This is a genomic window from Paenibacillus sp. F4, from assembly GCF_002894905.1.
In the GTDB taxonomy this organism is placed as follows: domain Bacteria; phylum Bacillota; class Bacilli; order Paenibacillales; family Paenibacillaceae; genus Paenibacillus; species Paenibacillus polymyxa_B.
On sequence record NZ_POVS01000011.1, the window covers coordinates 72,460 to 89,654 of the forward strand.

General features: G+C 46.3%; 11 protein-coding genes. 8 read left to right on the plus strand and 3 right to left on the minus strand.

The features are described from left to right. The first annotated feature begins 174 nt into the window (after positions 1-174). The 3 genes from C1T21_RS11855 (at position 175) to C1T21_RS11865 (ending at position 5,181) form a co-directional block, all read left to right on the plus strand. Positions 175-2,118: a glycoside hydrolase family 127 protein gene (locus tag C1T21_RS11855; protein WP_103048394.1), complete on the plus strand. Its 1,944-nt coding sequence runs from the start codon at positions 175-177 to the stop codon at positions 2,116-2,118. A 27-nt stretch (positions 2,119-2,145) separates the two neighbouring features. Next, positions 2,146-3,516: a glycoside-pentoside-hexuronide (GPH):cation symporter gene (locus tag C1T21_RS11860; protein WP_076295711.1), complete on the plus strand. Its 1,371-nt coding sequence runs from the start codon at positions 2,146-2,148 to the stop codon at positions 3,514-3,516. Between the two features lie 273 nt (positions 3,517-3,789). After that, positions 3,790-5,181: an MATE family efflux transporter gene (locus tag C1T21_RS11865; RefSeq protein ID WP_103048395.1), complete on the plus strand. Its 1,392-nt coding sequence runs from the start codon at positions 3,790-3,792 to the stop codon at positions 5,179-5,181. A gap of 88 nt (positions 5,182-5,269) precedes the next feature. On the opposite strand, the gene C1T21_RS11870 is transcribed toward C1T21_RS11865, so the two are convergent. After that, the gene (locus tag C1T21_RS11870; protein WP_103048396.1) at positions 5,270-6,259 is read right to left on the minus strand and encodes a zinc-binding dehydrogenase; all 990 of its coding nucleotides are present in this window, start codon (positions 6,257-6,259) and stop codon (positions 5,270-5,272) included. A 135-nt stretch (positions 6,260-6,394) separates the two neighbouring features. Here C1T21_RS11870 and C1T21_RS11875 point away from each other — a divergent pair, with 135 nt between their 5' ends. Together C1T21_RS11875 and C1T21_RS11880 are read left to right on the plus strand one after the other, a co-directional pair. Beyond that, positions 6,395-7,267: a LysR family transcriptional regulator gene (locus C1T21_RS11875; RefSeq protein ID WP_103048488.1), complete on the plus strand. Its 873-nt coding sequence runs from the start codon at positions 6,395-6,397 to the stop codon at positions 7,265-7,267. Further along, positions 7,245-8,393, plus strand: a complete 1,149-nt coding sequence (locus tag C1T21_RS11880; RefSeq protein ID WP_103048397.1) for an RDD family protein — start codon at positions 7,245-7,247, stop codon at positions 8,391-8,393. The genes C1T21_RS11875 and C1T21_RS11880 overlap by 23 nt, the downstream gene beginning before the upstream one ends. Positions 8,394-8,534: 141 nt before the next feature. On the opposite strand, the gene C1T21_RS11885 is transcribed toward C1T21_RS11880, so the two are convergent. Next, the gene (locus C1T21_RS11885; protein ID WP_103048398.1) at positions 8,535-10,790 is read right to left on the minus strand and encodes a glycoside hydrolase family 127 protein; all 2,256 of its coding nucleotides are present in this window, start codon (positions 10,788-10,790) and stop codon (positions 8,535-8,537) included. 130 nt (positions 10,791-10,920) lie between these two features. Between C1T21_RS11885 and C1T21_RS11890 the strand changes: the two genes are divergently transcribed. The 3 genes from C1T21_RS11890 to C1T21_RS11900 all read left to right on the plus strand — a co-directional run bounded on the left by C1T21_RS11890 (position 10,921) and on the right by C1T21_RS11900 (position 13,954). Next, positions 10,921-11,814 (plus strand): AraC family transcriptional regulator, encoded by an 894-nt coding sequence (locus C1T21_RS11890; RefSeq protein WP_103048399.1) that lies wholly within the window; start codon positions 10,921-10,923, stop codon positions 11,812-11,814. 153 nt (positions 11,815-11,967) lie between these two features. After that, complete coding sequence (locus C1T21_RS11895; RefSeq protein WP_103048489.1) at positions 11,968-12,906, plus strand: YwqG family protein; 939 nt, start codon at positions 11,968-11,970, stop codon at positions 12,904-12,906. A 229-nt stretch (positions 12,907-13,135) separates the two neighbouring features. Further along, positions 13,136-13,954, plus strand: coding sequence for an alpha/beta fold hydrolase (locus C1T21_RS11900; RefSeq protein WP_103048400.1), 819 nt, complete (start codon positions 13,136-13,138; stop codon positions 13,952-13,954). A 181-nt stretch (positions 13,955-14,135) separates the two neighbouring features. On the opposite strand, the gene lacZ is transcribed toward C1T21_RS11900, so the two are convergent. After that, on the minus strand, positions 14,136-17,180 hold the full coding sequence (gene lacZ, locus C1T21_RS11905) for a beta-galactosidase, LacZ type (protein WP_103048401.1): 3,045 nt from the start codon (positions 17,178-17,180) through the stop codon (positions 14,136-14,138). Positions 17,181-17,195 lie beyond the last annotated feature (15 nt).

Consider the following 17,195-nt stretch of genomic DNA (forward strand, 5'->3'; position numbering starts at 1 on the left):
TGTGAAATCGTATAAGTTTTAGTTAAAGATCGCGATTTTTTTTATAAATTCAGGTTGATAAAATAAGGACTGTAGCAAGGGGAGATCAGGTTAGCTTGTACGATATTATCATTACTTTATCCTTATTTTTTCAAAAATGAAAGCGTTCTATTTCCAGGAAGGGATGTTTATCCAATGAAAACGGCAAAGCCAGTTAAGCATGTCATCGTTGACGATTTATTTTGGAAAAAGTATAAGCAGGTTGTGGCGGAAGAGGTTATTCCTTATCAGTGGAAAGCATTAAATGATGAATTACCAGATACAGAACCCAGTCATGCGATTGAAAACTTTAGGATTGCAGCCGGGGAATCCAGTGGGGAGTACTATGGAACCGTTTTCCAGGACAGTGATCTTGCCAAATGGCTGGAGACGGTTGCCTTCAGCTTAAGGGATCATCCGAATCCTGCGCTTGAAGAGCGGGCTGATGAAGTGATTGAATTGTTGGGCAGAGCTCAAGCTGAGGATGGGTATCTGAATACGTACTATCTGCTCAAGGAACCCAATAATCGCTGGACCAACTTAAGAGACAATCATGAGCTGTATTGTGCAGGGCATTTTATAGAAGCGGCTGTTGCTTATTATGAAACGACGGGCAAAACGAAGTTTCTTCACATTATGGAGAAATACGTAGACCTAATTCAGCAGGTTTTTGGTACGGAAGAAGGGAAACGGAAAGGCTACCCGGGACATGAAGAAATTGAGTTGGCCCTGATCAAATTATACGACGTAACTGCAAAGGATCAATATCTCAAATTAGCGCAATATTTTATTGAACAGCGGGGACAGCATCCTATTTACTTTGCAGAGGAACAAGAAAAGAGAAAACATATTCAAACAGAGCCCACCTGGAATGATGATAACAACATTAATTTTGGCTTAGGCTTCGAATATCAGCAAGCACACCAACCTGTGCGGGAACAAAAAGAGGCAGTCGGCCATGCGGTGAGAGCGGTGTATCTGTATATAGCGATGGCGGACTTGGCCGCGAAAACAGGGGATGCTTCCCTGTTACAAACCTGTGAAACGCTGTGGGATGATGTAACGAATCACAAAATGTACATCACCGCAGGGATCGGTTCTACTGTAAACGCGGAAGCGTTCACTTGCCATCACGATCTTCCCAATGACAGCATGTACTGTGAGACCTGCGCCTCTGTAGGGCTGGCCTTTTGGGCCAATCGTATGCTGCGCTTAGCGCCAGACCGGAAATATGCCGATGTGCTGGAGCGTGCGCTATACAACGGAACGATTAGTGGGATGGACCTGGACGGGAAACGGTTTTTCTACGTGAATCCGCTGGAGGTTAACCCTTTTCAAAAATCCAGAAAAGATCAGGAGCATGTAAAAACAGAACGGCAAAAATGGTTTTTCTGCGCCTGCTGTCCGCCAAATTTGGCACGAATGATTGCATCAGTTGAGGACAATATGTATACCCAAACGGATGATACGTTGTATACGCATCTGTATATTGCTAGCAAGGTGAGCATGACTTTATCTGGTCATGAGGTTGAAATTACACAAACTCATCATTATCCATGGGATGCGGATCTAACCTTTTCGATCCACGTAACAGAGTCGACTTCCTTCAAATGGGCACTGCGGATTCCGGGTTGGTGCAAGCAGGCAGAGGTAAAGGTGAATGGGGAAGCTATATCATTAGACCATCTGGAAAATGGCTATATCGAGATTCAGCGTACTTGGAAGGACGGAGATGTGGTAACTCTGCATTTGGCTATGCCGGTTGAGCGCATTCGGAGCAATCCACTGGTCTCCATGAACCAGCAGCAAATTGCTCTCCAACGCGGCCCAGTCGTGTTCTGTCTGGAAGAAGTGGATAATGGGGCGAATTTGGCAGGATTAAGATTGACGAAGGACAGCCTCATTACAGAAGAGTTCAGCGAAAACCTGCTGGGTGGCATTGTAAAGCTGACCATAGAGGGACACCGGCTAAAAAATTCGAATGCATTATATAGCTCGGAGCCTCCTGAATTTGTTCCTCAACAAATTACCGCCATTCCTTACTACGCCTGGTGCAATCGGGCTAAAGGGGAAATGCGTGTATGGGTTTATGAATCATAATTCATTCGCATGGGGAGAGGAAAGATCATGAGTACGAGAATTGTGAGTACGGAACCACCGGAAAAGGCAGCAAGTACCGTTCCTTTTCATCGTAAAATCAGCTATTCATTAACGGATACAGCAGGCAATCTACTATACTGTGTTATTTCCAGTTATCTATTATATTTTTATACAGATGTGTTCGGTCTTTCTATTGGGATTGCCGGGACATTACTATTTATCACCCGTTTTATCGATGCCATTGATGCCCCGATTTGGGGCATCCTGATTGACCGAACCAAGTCAAAATACGGCCAGAGCAGACCCTATTTTCTATGGTTAGCGATCCCGTTCGCTGTGTTCATGGTCCTTACGTTTACGACACCCAATTGGAGTGAGTCGGGCAAAATTGCATATGCCGCCATTACGTATATCATAGCCGGCATCCTGTACACAGGAATTAGTACGCCGATTACGTCTATTCTGCCTAATCTGAGCACCAATTCCAATGAACGCGTAGTCTTGAACTCCTTCCGCATGGTCGGGGGGAATGTGGGTTTCTTCATCGCCACGACGTTTACGTTACCTTTGGTCGCTTTCTTTGGACAGGGAAATGATCAAAAAGGATTTTCCTTAACACTCGTTTTATTTGGAATCATGGCGATTATTATGTTTTTCATAGCGTTTGCCGATTTGCGAGAAAATGCAGCAGTGAAAACGAAATCCGTTCCCATTGCTAAAAGCTTTACAGCCATCAAACGAAACTGGCCCTGGATGCTCGTTGTAGCTGCCAACTTGTGTTACTGGATTGGTTTGAATATTCGTTCAGCAACGCTAATCTTTTATCTGCAGTACAATCTGGACAGTAAGGACTTAGTGCCTTTAATCAATGGACTGACCTCCTTGCAGTTGATCTCGATGGTTCTGATTCCGTTTTTCGCCAGAAAATTAAGTAAAAATGCGATTATGATTATCGGATTGATATTAGCTGCGCTGGGTCAAGTCGTGATTTTAATGGGAAGTACAGACTTAACCCTCATTATTATCGGCTGGATTATTGGTGCGTTAGGATCAGGCTTTGCATGTTCTATGCCGTTTGCGATGTTGTCAGATACAGTCGATTACGGGGAATGGAAAAATGGTATCCGGGCAAGTGGCTTCCTGACCTCCATTGGAAGCGCATTCTGTATTAAAGCGGGTAGCGGAATCGGCGGATTATTGCCAGCATGGATCATGGGCAGCACCGGTTACATCGCTGGGAAAGTTCAAACTCCTACGGCGTTGTCTGGCATTCAGTTTAGCTTTATCTGGCTGCCATTTATCGTCTTCTTGATCGGAATCATTCCTATGTTTTTTTATAAAAAGTTCGAAAAGAATGAAGCTTCTATTCAACAAGATTTAATTGCAAGAAGATCATAGACATTCTTTTAACAAGGTTTTAATGACATATTAAAACATTATAATGCTGCTCCAAAACCTGTTCACTGAGCTGAGCAGGTTTTTTTGTTTTTTCTATTCAAATGTGAGTAAAAACATTGACAGGATTTTCTTTTGGAGTAATACTTCTATGTAGAGAAAGTGTACAGAATCAAGAACTAGACACATCTAGCCTTGCAACTTTATACATTTTTTCGCCATGAAGGCTCTTCTGTTGAAGGGTTTTTTTCAATTTGAGAAAAAGAATGTGATGATATGAGTCAACTGAGTGTAAGGATGAGAACACATGGCTTTCTGAATAAGCATTTTTCAGGAGAGTCTATTGATTATCGACAGATTATTGCGCTGTTTATCCCGCTTCTGATTGATCAGGCTTTTATCGTGGGTCTTAATTTGGTGAACACGGCAATGATTAGCTCGTCGGGGATGGCGGCAGTCAGTGCTGTAAATATGATCGATTCTTTGAATATTTTTCTGATTAATGTGTTTGTTGCAGTGTCTACCGGGGGAACGGTTGTCGTGGCACAGTATAAGGGGAGCGGTAACGACCTCATGGTCTCTAAAGCCGCATCCGGCACCATTTCCTCCGTTTCCTTGCTGGCTTTATGTATCAGTTTGTTTATGATCGTGTTGTACAATCCGATTTTAAGTGTTCTGTTTGGTTCCGCCTCGCCTGATGTATTAGCTAACGGTAAGGTATATCTGCTGGGAAGCTGTATGTCTTTTGTAGGGATTGCAATCGTTGAGGCAGTGTGTGGGGCGCTGAGGGGAATTGGGAAGACGAGGGCATCGCTGGCTCTTTCGCTCATCATGAACCTCTCGTATGTGCTTCTTAATGTGGTATTCATTAATGTATTGGATATGGGTGTGCTGGGCATGACGATTGCCGTCAATGTGTCCAGATATGCAGGAGCAGTATGCGCGCTGATCTATTTGGTCAGGGTAGATGATGATTTGCGTGTTCAGCTTAGAGATATGCTTTATTTTAATCTGGCTATGCTTAAAAAGATTCTGTTTATCGGGCTTCCCTTTGCAGCGGAACAGATGTTTTTCAATGGGGGGAAAATTTTAACCCAAATTTTCATTGTGAGCCTGGGGACTAATGCGTTGGCGACGAATGCCATTTGCTCATCCCTAGCTAACGTGTTCCAAATCCCTGCGAATGCTTTGGCACTTACGATTGTAACCGTGGTCGGTCAATGTATGGGGCGTCGAAATGTCGAGGATGCACGCAAGTTTACCAAATCGTTTATTTGGCTGTCGTCTTGTTCGTTTATTGTAATGGGGCTCATACTGATGCCTTTGTTTGAGCCGATGGTGGGGCTGTTTCATCCGCCTGCTGAAATCGTAGATGACATCTTTGTTGTCATACTGATTAATACGTTGGCCCAGATTCCGCTCTGGTCCATTGCCTTTATTACACCCTCTGCCCTAAGGGCAGCAGGTGATTCAAAATTTACGTCCCTCACCTCAATGCTGTCCATGTGGTTGTGCCGGGTGGTACTCGGGTATATTTTGGGCATTGTGTTCAACCTGGGGATTGTTGGTGTCTGGCTGGCCATGGATATTGAATGGGGCGTGCGGGGACTCGTTTTCCTTTGGCGCTTCCGCGGCAACAAATGGGTCCAGCATCGTTTGATCGATTGAATAGGTCCACTACCATAAAATTGACTTCTGGATGAAGGCATTTTACGGTAGTGGATTTTTTTCTATTCCTATACTTCGTTCAGGCCCCTTACTCCATCCTGATCCCTATATTGCCTAACTGCGCTCCCTGCTGCATACGGTGGAAGGCTTGTGTTGTGCTTTGTAGAGGAAATACGCTATCTATAATCGGATGGAGTGCATGGCGCTCCATAAACTGAAGCATAGCTGCGAATTCCTCGCCACTGCCCATAGAGGTGCCGATGATGCTGATTTGAGGGAAAAATATAGACCGTAGCGGAATCTCTACTCGATCTCCTGAGCTTGCGCCAAATGTAACGATCCGACCGTTCGGCTTGAGGATATCAAAATATTTATCGAACGTAGCAGGACCGATACTGTCAAGGACCAGATCCACGGTGTCTCCGTTCATATTTTCTTTCCATCCGCTATGGCTGTCGAATGCATGATTAGCGCCATGGGCGAGGACAGCCTGCCTCTTTGCTTGGCTACGTGATGTGACGCTGACCCGTGCACCTGCCGCTAAAGCCATAAGCATGGCACACGTGGCTACACCACCGCCAATACCGGGAATGAGGACGTGCTCACCCTCCTGCAATTGGCCTCTTGTGAAGAGCGCGCGGTAAGCGGTCAAAGCAGACAAAGGCAGTACCCCTGCTTCTTCCCATGAAAGGTATGCTGGCTTGCTGACGGCATTTTGGACGGGGATGATAACCGATTCAGCGAATGTCCCGTCCGAAGGTCCGCCCAGAATGGCTGGAACTAAGGGAACATGATGCGTATTCTCCCATCCGATACAGGGATTGATAATTACATCGGTGCCTACCAGCGAGGTTGGGACACCAGCACCCACAGCCTCGATCACGCCTGCTCCATCCGACCCCAGAATGAGTGGAGCATCGTTGGCTGTTCGATCTGCCATGAGGAATAGGTCCCGATGGTTCAAGCCTGCGGCTTTGAGTTTTACCTTCACTTCGTTGTGTCCCGGCTGTCTGTCCGTAATGTCTGTATACATCAGGCCCTCAGGGCCGCTTTTGCTGGCATGGATTACGGCTTTCATTTTAAAACCTCCCGTGGTTCGAGTTTAGATGTATTTGCATGTACATTGAATTGTACAGAGCGGCAAGCGTCCGGTAAAATGAACAAAATCGAACGTGAGTATCATAAATGATCATACCAAGCAGGTGACGTATACATGGAAAGCAGTGATTTGAAAATTTTTCAGGCTGTCGCTCGCGAGGGCAGTATCACGAAGGCTGCGCAAGCCTTGAATTATGTACAGTCCAATGTGACCTCGCGGATTCAGCAGCTTGAGGCACAACTGAACGTACCGCTATTTCGCCGATCTAATCGGGGAATGACGCTAACGTCGGCAGGAGAGAATCTGCTGGAATATGCGGATACCATACTGACCTTGCTGGACGAGGCTGTAAAGTCCACTCAATATTCAGACCATCCTGCGGGACCTTTGCGACTGGGGTCGATTGAGACGGCGGCGGTTACGCATCTGACTTCTTTATTGACGGAGTATCACGCTCAATATCCTGATGTCCATCTATCGCTTATGACAGGCATCACCCATGATCTCGTACAAAAGGTATTGAATTACGAATTAGATGGAGCGTTCGTCTATGGCCCCGTCGATGATCCGCATATAGAGTATGTTGCAGCTTTTGAAGAGGAATTGGTGCTCATCTCGGAACCAGGGAAAAAGGACATGAACGAGCTGCTTGCCAAGCCTATGCTGTTTTTCGACGTAGGGTGCACGCATCGTACAAGAGCGGAAAGCTTTCTGAGCGAAGCGGGTGTGGATGCCTATCAGGTTATGGAGTTCGGAACCTTGGAAGTCATTTTGGGTGGTGTAGCCTCTGGTCTGGGGGTGTCTATGTTGCCACAATCGTCGATTGCAAAGGCAGAGGAGGCGGGAAGTATTGCTTCTCATCGTTTACCTGAAAAATATCGCAAATTAGAGGTGTGGTTTGTTTATCGGCGGGATTCGGTTTACTCCAGTGCACTGTCAGGCTTGCTCCGCTGGATGAAAAAGGATGTTATACTTAACTGGGATTAAATTGACATCAGGGGTGTATCATTTGGAAGAACAAGATGTAACGAACAATCCATCTACAGTAGCTCCGGGACCATATGCGACGAATGGCAACTACCATCGACGAGAACCGGATAAGATGGCGGTATTATCAGAAACATACGGAGCCTCTATCTTCTTCAGAAGATGGGCGGCCTGGATGATTGACTTCATTCTTATCGTCTTTGGGTATGGAGGGCTGGTTTATTTTACAGCGAAAAAAGTATCTGAAGCGGCAACCCCAAATATGGGCTTGGTAGTGATGCTCTTCCTGATGGGCTCCTTCTGCTATTATCTGTTACTGGAAGGACTTACAGGCTATACGCTGGGCAAGTTTGTACTTCGCATTCAGGTCGTAAATGGAGAAGGGAAACCGCCGGGCATGGTTAAATCCTTGATCCGTACCCTTATACATTTGGTGGATACGAATCCGCTGCTTTTCTTCGGGCTGCCCGCTGGTATATGTGTGCTGGTGACACCTCGGAAACAACGGATTGGAGATATGGCTGCGAATACATATGTGGTTAAGGTACGGGATTTGGGGACAGTGAGCAGAAAAAAAACCGGAATTTTGTCCGGGGTAATCATCCTGATGACGATCATTTCGGTCATCTTCGCTGTATCCCTTATTTCTTCGCTCATCACACAAATGGTGAAGCCCGAGGTTTTTGTTAGTAAGGATGATCAGTTTGCGGTTACGGCTCCGTGGAATTGGTCACGAGATAACATGATTAATGAGGATGCGGACATCTCCATTAAAAATGAATTTACCGAAAGATATCTGATTGTATTGTCTGAACCGAAAAGCGATTTTGACAGCAGTATGACTCTTCAAGAATATAAAGGAATCATTGAGGATCATTTGGTATCAGGAATTATGGCCCCTGAATTGGGGAACCCTTCCGACATCGAGGTAAATGGATACCCTGCCATCGAATTTACCCTGAAAGGGGAAGTGGAAGGTACTCCAATTATGTATAACGTGACTACGATTGAAACACCTTCGCATTATCATCAGGTGCTTGCCTGGACCTACGCTTCCCGATACAGCAGGGCACAGCAAGAGCTACGCAAGATTAGAGACAGTTTCCGTGAAATGAACATGCTGTGAAGTGAACATGAAGCAATAACGATGATTCGAAGGTATAAGGCAGTAAGCAGAACAAGCAGACAGCTTATAGGAGCGTCTGCTTGTTGTTATATAAGCTTACTTTAAAAAATGAACAATTAAAACGGAGTAGGCGAAATGATGCTATAGGTAACTTTTGATCACTCGTAATCCAGCCACTTTCGCCACCTTGCCTTGTGGATGGGCTTTGAATTGAATCGTCACTTCATTCTTGTGGTTCGTCACAGATAGAGGAAGCTCATAGGTGAACGTTTCGAATTTATTCATTTCCTCAGACTCCAGCTTGCCTTCCCCTAAAATTTGACCATCCGCAGTGATGTCAAAGTCACTATGGGGACGGCTCAAGTCCTTCAAATAAGTGACCGCCAATTGGACAGGCTCATCCGGAAGCACCTTCATGACAAAGGAGAACCAGCCTCCAGGCCAGGTATCGCGATATTTGCGGTTATAGATGGACCCCAGACCTACGTGCTCTCCAGTAAAGGCATGATCCCGTTCTGGCTGCATTTCGGCAGGCTGCACAACGTCCACTGTAAGTCGTTCCAGCTCAAGCTGATACGCTAATGCGGTACGATATTCTGCCTCTGTTGCTGCCCATTCCTCCTGGGAAAAGAGATCCCAATAGACGGTATATGAACGATCATACATTTGATAAAACGGACGAAGCTTCAAGTCTCCGATATAGCCTAAGTCGGTCATATGGAATGTATTAGGCTCGTTCCCGTCAGCAATCAGCTTCGTTGTCAGGGAATCGCTCGCTCCGATCAGAACAGACGCAAGCAGACGTTCCTCGTTGAACTCCTGTTCAACAGGGCCAAGGTCCCCAGCCAGCACAAGCGGGCCGTACACAAAAGCAATTCGGCGCGGATTATCCGGCATTTCCTCGACTCTCACGGTCATAGGAATATCGTACTCGATCGTATCCCCATTGCTCCATTCCCGTTCCATTACAACGTAGCTGGTAGGACAGGCCTCTGTGACGTACTCTTCCCCGTTGATTTTAATCATCATCCCTTGCTCCGCCCAATGCGGGCATCTTAGCTTGATCGCGAAGGATTTGGGTTCCTTGCTGATGACGCGCAGCGTTCCCCGTCCATTTTGCGGAAAGAGAGTGTCTTGTTTGAGCTGTACGCCCATCTCGTCCCATGTCACGGTAGAAGGGACATATTGATTGACATAGATCGTTTCTGGCGTGTGAAAATAAATCGCAGTGCCGTACATGGAGTGGCTTTCCATACCGGAACCGACACAGCATGTGAAATCCTCATATTGAGAATTAAAGGACTTGTGTCCCCCCATTTCCAGCGATACAAAATAGCACACACGTCCATCTACAGGCTGCTGTGAAGCCAGGATATGATTGAACATCGCTCGCTCATAGTAGTCGGCATAGGCTGCATAGGCGTCCCACTCGAACATATGTCTTGTTAATTTCAGCATATTGTAGGTGTTACAAGTTTCACAGGTGCCTTCGCCCAAACGGTCATTCAGCTTGCCAGGTTCACCAAAATGTTCATTATAGCTATTGCCGCCGATCACGTAGGAATGCTTGTGAACAACCCGATCCCAGAAAAAGCGAGACAGGTCCGCATAGTGAGGTTTGCCTGTCATTTCAAATTGCCGTGCAGCGCCAATGATTTTGGGAATTTGCGTATTGGCATGTCGCCCTGCCAACGTATCTTGGCTATCTGCGAGATCATTTAGCACCTCTCCGTGATAAAAGCGTTCTGCCAGGCTCAAAAAGCGTTCTTCTCCTGAATGTTCCGCCAGATCCGTCAGTACCTCATTCATACCGCCAAACTCGCAATGCAGCACCTGCTGCACCTGATCATCGTCCAGCCCTTGAAGTACATCTTCCAGCCAGTTGCCGAGTTTAATTTCTATAGACAGGGCCTTGGGATGATGTGCCAGCAGATGTGCATCACGCAAGCCAGCAAAAAGTTTGTGCATGGTATATAGCGGAACCCAGCCGCCGTTCAGATCAAAGCCCTGGGAGCGGATATCTCCGGCTTTTACTTCTTCAAAAATCTCTTTCCCACGTGGAATGCCGGAAATGTATCCGTTTCCATGACTGTTTTGGCATATTTCCAGTTCGTCGACTACATAGTTCACGCGTTCCAACAGTCTTTCGTCGCCTGTGGAGGCAAACATCAGCGCACATCCGGACAGGTAGTGACCGAGTGTATGTCCGCTGATGCCACGCGCTTCCCAGCCTTCATAGTGAGCCGCTTTGGGCTCCAGTCCCGCATATTCACGAAAGCGTGATAATAAACGGTCGGGTTCCAAACTCAGCAGATAGGCTGTATTCAGTTCCATCGCATGTAAAAGTGGACCGGAATCAATTCTTACTTTATGCAAGTCAAAAGCTTTAGCTTTCAAAATCATCGCTCCTTAGCTAAGATAAAAGTGTATATTTCTCCACTACATTAGCATTGCAATCGCGGTATGTCAGTAGCTTAACCATACAATGGGTGGACAAATCCGAACATGAATCTAAAGAGGCGATAACATGACCTATCTGAAAGTAAATGTAGATGCTCCGATCCAACTGATCTCGGCAGGCGAGTTTGTTAACGAGGTACCATGGAAGCATATGAGTCGTTCCATTGAGAATTTTGAGCTGATCCTGGGTGTCCAAGAGACGGTATATATACGGGAGGAACGGGAAGATTTTGAAGTAGGCGAGGGAGATATTCTATTGCTGTACCCCGGTCGTACGCATAAAGGATACCGGGAATCGTTGCCGGGCGTGAAATTTTATTGGTTTCATTTCGATGTTCCCACGACCCCGAATGCACTATCTAATGAGGAAATGAAGCAGGAAACAAGTGCTTTGGATGGACGTTTGCAGCGTCACGGTGTGATGCGGGATATCTATTTACCGCAATGTGTACAGGCAGATAACGGGGATCGGATTCATATTATTGTCAATCAGATTTTGCATGTAGCCAACTCACATTATCTTACGTATCACAGCGCAAATTATTTGTTCACCTCGCTGCTGATCGAGATATCTGAACTGGCGCTCAGCTGCTTGCTTTCCAATCCTGCCAGTTCACAGGGGAATGTGAGTTTTAACAAAATTATTGAGTGGACCCGAATTCATGCTGAAGAGCCCCTGACCGTGACGGATTTAGCTCGAAAATTCAATTACAACAAGGATTATATATCTCGTTTGTTCAAGCAAAATACAGGCATGCGTCCCCTGGAGTTCATTCACAGTATTCGTATCAACAAAGCCAAAGAGTTGATTTCCCGTACAGATATGAGCATTAAGCAGGTTGCCGAAGAGGCAGGATATACAGATGAGAAGTACTTTATGCGTTTGTTCAAAAAGAGAGCCCATATGACTCCTTCCCAATACCGGAATGCCTATCACAAAACATTTATGAACAATGTCTAGTGCATTTCCACTAAAAGTTGGGTGCCACCGTCCATAGGGAGCAACTGGTGCAGCATTTGGTCAATTGACGGAGTCACTTAATATGGTAATCTGAGGTAAGGGTTTAAATGGTTGCAGGCTATGTTATTACTTGATGAAAAAGGGGCGAGCGAGATGCTACAACCACCATTAAAGGATGAACTGACTCGAATACTGGAAGGGTATTCACTGGATGAAGATTTAAAAGAAGAGATTCATCAGGAAGCTCAAGCTGCTATACAATTTCATGTGGAGCATGAGGAAAACTACGAACACATTGGAAATAGTCGGATCGCCGGCTATCCAGATCTGCCACCCACGATAGAGTGGCCTTGTAATTCAGACGGGGAATATTATACATTTATTGCTCAAATTAATTTGAGCGAGCTGCCTTTTTCACCATTTGAGGGATTGCCTCATCAGGGCATACTTTACTTTTTTCTTGGGCTGGATGAGCCCGCCTATGATATTGACCATAAAATCTTTTACTATAGCGGTGACAGCAGCGCTTTGAAGAAAACCATGCCACCGACCGGGAAGGTTGAAGTATGTGCCGAGGACAGGGATTTCACATCTTGTGCAATTTCTTTTCAGCCGATTGTTACCCTTCGGTCGGAGGGTGAGCTAGGAGATATTCTTGTAGATCAGTACGAAGAGCTTTATGAGCTTCTATATGAACATAGCGACGCGGTGTGGGGGCAGCATCAATCTTTTGCCGGGAATACCCGGCGGGATGCTTATCTACGCCGAAACGGGCTGGAGGGCCTTCTGTTTAACTGGCATAAGAGTGAGAGCCAGATTCATAAGGAAATCGAGCAAGCTATGCATAGGGGAAATACCGATTATGCGGAGCATTTACGATCCGAAGTGCTGCCTCAGCTGCAAGAATATCAGACGAATCGGGAAAAGCACGATCAGGCTTCGGAAAATTGGCATGTTCTGCTCTCGGTATCTTCTTTGGACGAGGTCGGCATGTGCTGGTGGGACGCAGGGTATTTGGAATTTTTGATCGATCAAAGGGACTTGAAGAACCTTGATTTCACGCGAACGTATGTCAATCTGGCTACGAGCTAGCTAAAGTTCTAGACTGGGAAAATAAAGTATTAAACGGACGTTGCTTCATTAAGCTCACGGGCAGGTTAGTTTAACTCTAGAAATAAGAAAAGGGAACGAGTGTTCTTTACATGTGTTATATATGAGTATATAATCAAAACGAACCGGAGATCTGTTTTTTTTGATAAAACAATGTAGATTCTTCTTTGGTGTAAGAATTTTATAAATAACTCAATTTTGGAGGGTCTGTATGCCATATTGTAAAGTCAAGAATGCCAATATATATTACGAGGAAATTGGTAAAGGTAAACCGATTATAATGATTCATGGTTTTACACCAGACCATCGGTTAATGAGTGGGTGCATGGAACCGATATTTGAAGGTAATTCCGATTGGCGTCGTATCTATCTTGACCTGCCTGGAATGGGACAAACAAAGGATTACGATCAAATATGTAATTCAGATGATATGCTAGAAGCAGTTATAAATTTTATTGAAACTCTTGTCCCAAACGAGGATTATCTCATAGCAGGCGAATCGTACGGTGGATATATTACAAGGGGAATAATTAATAGACATAAAGATCGTATTGGTGGAGCTGCTCTGATTTGTCCATTAATTATTCCTAAACACAAAAGAAGAATACTGCCCGAGCATTTTGTTGTTCATTGTGATCGCGAGTTTATGGGCACCTTAAGTGAAGAGCAAATAAGTGATTTTAGCGCAAATCAAGTCGTTCTCAATGAATATAATTGGAAAAGGTATTCTGAAGAGATAGTGGCAGGTTGTAAGATCGCTGACTACGATTTTCTTAGCAAGATTCAAAGAAACTATGGGTTTTCCACCAATATAGATAAATTAGTTTTTGATAAACCAACAGTATTTACTCTTGGGCGACAAGATGCAGTCGTTGGTTACATAGATGCTTTTAGAATTTTAGATAATTATCCTAGAGCAACCTTCGCCGTTTTAGATCGAGCAGGGCATAATCTTCAGATTGAACAGGCTCTATTATTTGAGTCACTTATGCGTGAGTGGCTTGAAAGAGTAACAGAGTTTGGATTTTAGTTGTATATTAATCCATGAACTAACGGGAAACGTTGATTCAATGAAACAACGACAACCTAGGACTTTATTTTCTGCTGACAGTATGATTGGAATGATAAAATGCAAAGGCCCTTCTGGCTTTCCATCAGGGAAGCAGCGGAAGGGCTTTTGTTATATATACTTGCCTATACGGGGAGTTTATTTATATCCGCTGCACGGTGAACTCGAATTCCAGCTTTTGATCGGCTGAAATTTGATATTCCTCATGTACTGGAGCACCCCAGCTGTCGTCGCCGCCTACGCCCATTTGCTTGCCAGCTACGGTGACAACGGTGTAATACACGTTGGGTAGCTCATATAGATGGTAGGCACTTTCCAGCTCAAACGCTGTATACGGCGAAATATTACATTCCACAGGCGCGGTGGCAGGTGCAGTAATGCGAATGCCTCGCTGGGAATCGTCGGTAATATCGACACGGCGCACGCCTGTACGATTGCCGGATTCCTGCGGCACGACATACCCGGATACGTTATCCGCAGCTTCGTTGTGGAATACGCCTAGTCTCGCGCCAAAGGCACGGTCGATGTAATTCTCTTCCGGTCCCATCGCGTACCAGTCCAGATGGTGGTAGTCCGCTGGAACCTTGAACGAAAGGGCAAAGATCGGCAGGTTAGGCAATCCTGAGACGCCTTTATAAGTCGATTTTACGTTCAGACTGCCATCCGCCAAGACGGTGTAGGCTACCGTTACCTGTACGTCAGCATGGATGCTCAGCGTGTAGCGGAATGTAACGATTACACAGTCTGTCTGCTCTTCCGTGACCTCAATGTCCACGCATTTACGTGTCAGACTTGCAGCGAACCAGCCACCGGCTTCAAAGCCTAGTGCGGTTCCCCGATCATTGTCTGTGGTCGCCCGCCAGAACAATGGGGCAGGAGGCATGGCGATCATCTCACGTCCGGCGTAGCGAAGTGAAGTCAGGCTGCCTGCTCCTTTGGAGAACATCATACTGAAATCTGCACCGTGAACGCCAATGTTAACATCACCATGCACCACTCGTAAGGCACCGCCCGTAGGGATCTTCAGCGGATTTGGATCTTCCACGATGAAAATATGCTGTCCGAAGGCCACTTCGTGTCCAGCCTCAGCCCAGAGCGTCGCTTCCTTCAAAACCAGAGCGGTGTGAATAACGTACTCACCAGGCTTTTCGTCCGTATTAGGGAACGTCAGTGGAATATAGGCTTCGGTCTGAGCCGCTACATCTACATGAATGGCATTACGTGCGATCTCTTGACCTTCATGCAACAGGCTGTATACCAGCTCATAGTCGCCCGTTCCCTCGAACAGGTTTTCGTTGCGCAGGGTTACACCGCTGCGATCCGGGGTGAGCTTCAGATTTTGATACAGGAATTTGACCTCCTGCATCTTCGGCGAAACCTTCCGGTCTGCATAGACAATTCCGTCCGTACAGAAGCCATAGTCTGTAGCACGGTCGTCAAAGTCGCCGCCGATCGCGAGGTACTCGCGTCCGTAGCGATCTTTTTTCATAACAGCCTGATCAATATAATCCCAAATAAAACCGCCCTGATACAGCTCGTATTTGTTCTCCAGCTCTGTATACTTGTGCATGCCGCCTACGGAATTACCCATCGCATGCATGTATTCGCAACTGATATACGGCTTTTGCGGATTGTCGTTCAGATATTGCTCGATATCTGCGGGTTTGGCGTACATCCGGCTCTCCATATCGCTGGTATCATCGTACGTACGGTTGTGAAACACGCCTTCGTAGTGTACCAAACGGCTCGGGTCGGTGGCTCGGAAATAGTTGGCTACATTGCGCAGCACTTCACCTGCATACGACTCATTGCCGCAGGACCAGATCAGAATGGACGCATGGTTTTTGTCCCGTTCCAGCATGGAAATGGCGCGATCCATGACGATATCCTGCCACTCAGGCAGATTGGCGGGAATATTCCACGATGGCTCGACGGCACCGAGTTTTTGCCAGGAACCGTGCGTTTCCAAGTTCATTTCATCAATTACATAGACCCCGTACTCATCGCATAGCTCATACCACAGAGTCTGGTTTGGATAATGAGAGGTACGAACAGCGTTCATATTGTTCTGCTTGAGCGTTCGGATATCCCACAGCATATCTTCACGGGAAATCGCACGTCCGGTGCGAGCGTTAAATTCATGGCGGTTCACACCTTTAAAGACGATACGTTTGCCGTTCAAATGCATGATCTTGTTGATCAGCTCAAATTTACGGAAGCCCATTTTTTGTGGAATGACTTCCACGAGCGATCCACTGGCATCATAAATTTGAATGAACAACGTGTATAAATAGGGTTTCTCGGCGCTCCAGCGCTGCACTTGCTCCAAGATTGCTGACAGCGAAGCTGTGCCATCCGTAAAGTCGGCTTTCAAAGAAGCTACAACATGGCCGGTAGCATCTTTCACATCGACAGTTGCATAGGCCGTTGCCGGCTTTTCCAAGGTCAATTTCAGCTCCAGGAGGCCCTGCGTGTAGGAAGCATCCAGATCCGCCTTGGCATGCAGGTCACGTACGTGAACCGTAGGGATGGTATAGAGATATACGTCTCTGAAAATACCGGAAAAACGCCAAAAGTCCTGATCCTCCAGCCACGCCCCCGTACTTCTTTGATATACCTCTACCGCCAGCTTGTTTTCGCCTGCTTGCAGGAACGGTGTCAGTTCAAAATCAGACGGTGTAAAGCTGTCCTCGCTGTAACCGACAAATTGTCCGTTCAGCCATACATAGAAAGCCGACTCGACGCCTTGGAAAGAAATGAACACAGGCTGTGCGTCGGAAGCCATATTTTCCGGCAAAACAAAGCTTTTGATATAGCTCCCGACCGGGTTGTGATCCTCCGGAATATGGGGTGGGCGAACGTCCGAATGTCCGTCCCACGGATACATCGTATTCACGTACTGCATTTGGCCAAAGCCTTGCGTCTGAATGTGACCCGGCACCTGAATATCGCTCCAGCCGCCATACTCAAAGCCAGGAGCATAGAACTCTACCGGACGGCTGGCTGGATTGGTTGCATAGTTAAACTTCCAGCTTCCATTCAGGCTATGGCGCCAAGCCATATCAGCTTGCAGCTCCGCTTCCTGAAGCGTAGCGTAATATTTGTGATCGGAATAGGCGGGCAGCCGATGTACAGCAAATTTGGTTACGTCGGTCAGCCAGTCCAGACTAGGGGTATGGATGGTCAAGGCGAACACTCCTTA